General features: G+C 72.2%; 3 protein-coding genes. 2 read left to right on the top strand and 1 reads right to left on the bottom strand.

What is annotated here, in order from left to right; translation table 11 throughout:
• Window positions 1-382: 382 nt before the first annotated feature.
• Window positions 383-2,746, top strand: a complete 2,364-nt coding sequence (locus B9S57_RS12720; RefSeq protein WP_103515673.1) for a SpoIIE family protein phosphatase — start codon at window positions 383-385, stop codon at window positions 2,744-2,746.
• A 45-nt stretch (window positions 2,747-2,791) separates the two neighbouring features.
• Here the strand turns inward: B9S57_RS12720 and B9S57_RS12725 are convergent, their stop codons facing one another.
• On the bottom strand, window positions 2,792-2,998 hold the full coding sequence (locus B9S57_RS12725; RefSeq protein ID WP_103515674.1) for a DUF4287 domain-containing protein: 207 nt from the start codon (window positions 2,996-2,998) through the stop codon (window positions 2,792-2,794).
• 405 nt (window positions 2,999-3,403) lie between these two features.
• Here B9S57_RS12725 and B9S57_RS12730 point away from each other — a divergent pair, with 405 nt between their 5' ends.
• Window positions 3,404-4,600, top strand: a complete 1,197-nt coding sequence (locus B9S57_RS12730) for an IS110 family transposase (protein WP_103513951.1) — start codon at window positions 3,404-3,406, stop codon at window positions 4,598-4,600.
• The last annotated feature ends 18 nt before the right edge of the window (window positions 4,601-4,618 follow it).

Here is a 4,618-nt window from a genome sequence, read left to right on the forward strand (position 1 = left end):
GCGGCCGTCGTCATGGCCGGGGCGGGTGCCCTCTCGGTCGGCTTCCTGCGCGGGGCGGGCGGGACGACCGCGCCCCCGTCGGTGCCGGCCGCCCCGGAATCGGGGGGTGCGACCCCGGCCCCCCACCTGCCGGCCGCCGGGGAGCCGGGGCGTGCGCCCTCGGTCCCGTACTGATCCCGGTTCGGGCAGGGGGACGGGACGGGACGGACGAGGCTCGGTGCGCAGCGGGCGGTCGGCATCCGTACCGGCACCGGGCCCTTACCGGCACCGCGTGCTCCGGTAGCGGGCGGCCGGTCAGGGGCCGATCCTGGGGTGCGTACGTGTCGTCGTGGGCGGTGGCTCGGTCCCGGGTCCCCGCGCGGGGACCGAAGGAGCTGAGTTCATGGCTGATGCGCCTCTGATGGTGGTGGACGGCGCCGGGGTCGTCACCGGGTGGAGCCGTGCCGCCGAGCAGCGCTTCGGCCTGGCGACCGCCGACGCGATGGGCCTTCTCCTGATGGACGTGCTGGCCCGGGACACCCCGGGGGCCGACGGGGACGGCGCGGAGCCCGAGGGGCTCCGGCTGGAGCCCGTCGCCGGATCGGGGTGGGCCGTCCGGGAGGCCGAAGGGCGGGGCGAGGGCGGCCACTACCTGGATGACGCGGTGCTGCACATGCTGTTCACCCAGGCGCGCATCCGCATCCATGTGCTCGATCCGGACCTCCGTCTCCTGCGCATGAGCGACCCGTCCTCCGACCCCGACACGGACGAGACCGCGCGCCTGCACGGACGTTGGTTCCGTGACGTGTGCGCCTTCGAGGAGCCGGAGCGGGTGGAGGCCCTCATCCGGGAGGTCATGCGCACCGGAGTACCCAGCATCGAGCAGCCGTTCCTGGCGCCCTCCACGGCCATGGCGGGCGGACGGCGGACCCTCTCCCTGACGGTGTTCCGGCTCCAGGAGGTGTCCCCGGTCCATCGGAGCGACCGCGGCGAGACCCTGGGGGTCACCGTCTGCGTGGTCGACATCACCGACAAGGTGAAGCGGCGGGAGCGGAGCCGGGCGCTGGCCCGGGTCCGCGACAGCGTGGGCCGGACGCTGGACGTCGAGACCATCTGCCGCGACCTCGCCGACGCGCTCGTCCCCGACTACACCGACGTCGGCGTCGTCGAGGTCGTCGACGCGGTCCTGCGCGGTGAGATGCCGGCGCCGGGGCCGCTCGGCCGGGACGTGCCGCTGCACCGCGCCGCGCACAGCGGCGGCGGCCTGCCCGCCCATCCGATCGGGGACATCCGAGCCATGCCACCGGGGACCCCGTACCAGCGGTCCCTCTCCGACCTGCGGGTCCGTGTCGTCCCTCTGGAGGGCGCGACCTGGACCGACGCCGACCCCGCGCGGGCGCGCTCCTTCCGGGAGATCGGTGCCCACACGCTGCTGCTGGCTCCGCTCACGCTGCGCGGGACCGTCCTCGGGCTGGTGAGCCTCTACCGCTGCGGAGACTCCGACCCCTTCACGGAGGAGGACGTCCCCGCGGTGACGGCGATGGCCTTCCGCACCGCCCTCAGCATCGACAACGCCCGTCGCTACGTGCACGAGTACACCATCGCCAGTGCGCTCCAGCGCAGGCTGCTGCCGCAACGCCCGGTGGCCCAGCCCGCCGTGGAGACGGACCATCTGCTGCTCCCCGGCGGGGGCGCGGCCATCTGGTTCGACACGATCGCCCTGTCCGGGGCCCGCACCGCCCTGGTCATCGGCGAGGTGGTCGAGCGGGGCATCCACGCGGCCACCGTCATCGGGCAGTTGCGTACCGTCGTCCACGCCCTCGCCGCGCTGGACCTGGAACCCGACGAGCTGCTCGCGCGGCTGTACGACACCGTGGCGCAGCTGGCCGAGGAACGCGCCCAGTTGCCCCAGAGCGACCCGCTGCACAGGGAGCCGCTGGAGGGGACCTGCGCGTACGCCGTGTACGACCCGTTCGCCGAGACGTGCACCGTGGCCTCCGCGGGCCACACCGACCCTCTCGTCATCGACGCCGACGGTGGGGCCACCGTGATCAGCGTCCCCCGCGGGCCGACTCTCGGTTCCGCCGGCCGTGAGCCCGTCGCCGCGGTCTCCTTCCCGCTGAGGAAGGGGAGCCTGCTGGCCCTGTACAGCAACGTCCTGCGGAGTCACGCCGAGCCCGGGACGGGCCGCCTGCACCAGGCGCTCTCACCCCCCGACCGGCCGATGCGTGAACTCGGGGACGCGGTCGCCTACGCCCTGCCCGACGCCCCGGAGCTCCAGGGCGCCGCCGTGCTCCTGGCCCGGGCCCGCGCCATGCCCGCGGACCGTTACGCCACCTGGAAGCTCCCCTACGACAAGACGGCCCCGGCCACCGCGCGCCGGCTCGCCTCCAAGGCGCTGGCCGACTGGCGCGTCGACGGCGACGCGGGTGACGCGGCCGAGCTGATCGTGAGCGAGCTGGTGACCAACGCCGTGCGCTACGGGAGTCCGCCGGTGGAGCTGCGCCTCATCCTCGACCGCGGGCTGACCTGCGAGATCCGGGACGGCAGCAGCACCGCTCCGTACATGAAGTACGCCGGTGCGGCCGACGAGGGCGGGCGGGGGCTCTTCATCATCTCCCAGCTCGCCTCGCTGTGGGGCACGCGGTACGCCCCCGGGGGGAAGACCGTCTGGTCGGAGCAGTCGATCTCCCGCGGCGAGACCGGTGGCGGGGACGACCCGGGCGGGGACGGAGGTGGCGAGCGCGGCCGGGGCGGGAAGGTGTGAGCAGCCGGGGTCCGCGCCCCGCGCGCCCCGCGAGCCCCGCGCGGCCTACGCGCTCTCGGCGAGCGTGTGCGCGACCAGTGCGTTGGCGTGGCCGTGGCCCAGGCCGTGCTCGGTCTTGAGCCAGGCGACGAGTTCCATGTGCCGGGTCAGGGGTGAGGAGCGGATGAGGTCCTTCCACTCCGCGATCGGGCGGCCGTGCTTCTTCTCGATCGAGGGGAAGTAGCTTGCGGGGCCCTTCACTGCTCCGGTCATGTTCCGCGTCCCATCCGTGAAGTCCGTCGTGGTGAACACCGTCTGGTGCTCTCTCGGCATGTATGACCGGAGCCGGGCGCAAAAGTCATCGGTGGTGTGAACCGGGGCGGGCCCGCCCCGGTTCACACCACCCCGTTTCGCTCCCCGGCCGGTCGCAGGCCGCGGTCCTCAGGCCGCTCTACCTTCTTGATCGGGCTGATCGAGCCATTCGTAGGGTTGGGTCACCCAGGGGCGCTGGGTGTGGCTTTCAGGCCGCTGCCGTCTCGTGGCAATCGAGGCTTTGCCGCTCAGCGCCCCACGACGACTCGGCCGCCGATTAGGAAGTGCGAACAAGTCGCTGTGTAGAGCAATGCCGGCGAGGTCGTCCGTGGCACGAAGAGTACGAACACGCATGTCAGGAGCGCGATGAGCCGGATATGGGCGGGGATCGACGTCGGCAAGGGCCACCATCACGGCCTTGCCCTGGACGTGGACGGCAAGACACTGCTGTCGCGGCGGGTCGCCAATGACGAACCCGAGCTGCTGAAGCTGGTCGGGGATGTCCTGGACCTGGCCGACGGGCGTGAGGTCACCTGGGCGATCGACATGACCGGCGGGGAACCCGCGTTGCTGCTGGCCTTGCTGGTCAGCCACGGCCAAGAGGTCCTCTACATGCCCGGCCGACTGGTGAACCGGGCGTCCGACGGCTACCGCGGCGAGGGCAAGACCGACGCCCGCGATGCCTACGTGATCGCCGACCAGGCCCGGATGCGCCGCGACCTGCGGCCCATCCGTCCCGGTGACGAGGCAGCCATCGAGCTGAAGCTGCTGACCGGGCGCCGGTCTGACCTGGTCGAGGACCGCACCCGCGTCGTGAACCGCCTGCGCGGCACTTTGCTGAGCATGTTCCCGGCCCTGGAGCGGGCCTTGGACGTGACCAACACCGGCCCGCTCAAGCTGCTGACGGGTTACCAGACCCCGGCTTCGATCCGCCGGGCCGGCGTCGCCCGGCTGACGAAGTGGCTGGCCAACCGCAAGGTCCGCAGCGCCAAGGACCTGGCCGAAGCGGCGGTCGAGGCCGCCGCGCGCCAGCACACCGCCGTGCCTGGGGAGAAGACCATCGCGAAGCTGGTCCATACCCTGGCTGAGGAGGTGATGGCCCTCAACGCGCATATTTCCGAGATGGACAAGCTCATCGAGGGCCGGTTTCGCGAGCACGAACTCGCCGACATCGTCCTGAGCGTCCCCGGCATCGGTGCGACTCTCGGTGCCGAGTTCCTCGCCGCCGTCGGCGGCGATCTGGACGAGTTCGACTCCCCGGACGCCCTGGCGGCCTTCGCCGGCGTCGCCCCAGCACCTCGCGACTCGGGCAAGGTCAGCGGCAACCTCCACCGGCCGGTCACCTACCACCGCAGACTCCAGCGCGTCTTTTACACCTCCGCGCTCGTCAGCGTCCGCTACGACCCGAACTCACGGCAGTTCTACGACCGCAAACGCGCCGAAGGGAAGAGGCACGTCCAAGCCGTGCTCGCCCTCGCCCGCCGACGTGTCAACGTCATCTGGGCACTGATCCGCGACCGACGGTGCTACGAAGTGACACCGCCGATGGCTACGGCCGCTTGACAACAGCATTAGGAAGCC

This window comes from Streptomyces sp. SM10, from assembly GCF_002910915.1.
GTDB lineage: Bacteria > Actinomycetota > Actinomycetes > Streptomycetales > Streptomycetaceae > Streptomyces.

Coding starts and splice junctions, on each gene's coding strand:
- B9S57_RS12720 (WP_103515673.1), top strand. CDS start 383: ATGGCTGATGCGCCTCTGATGGTGGTGGACGGCGCCGGGGTCGTCACC.
- B9S57_RS12730 (WP_103513951.1), top strand. CDS start 3,404: ATGAGCCGGATATGGGCGGGGATCGACGTCGGCAAGGGCCACCATCAC.
- B9S57_RS12725 (WP_103515674.1), bottom strand. CDS start 2,998: ATGACCGGAGCAGTGAAGGGCCCCGCAAGCTACTTCCCCTCGATCGAG.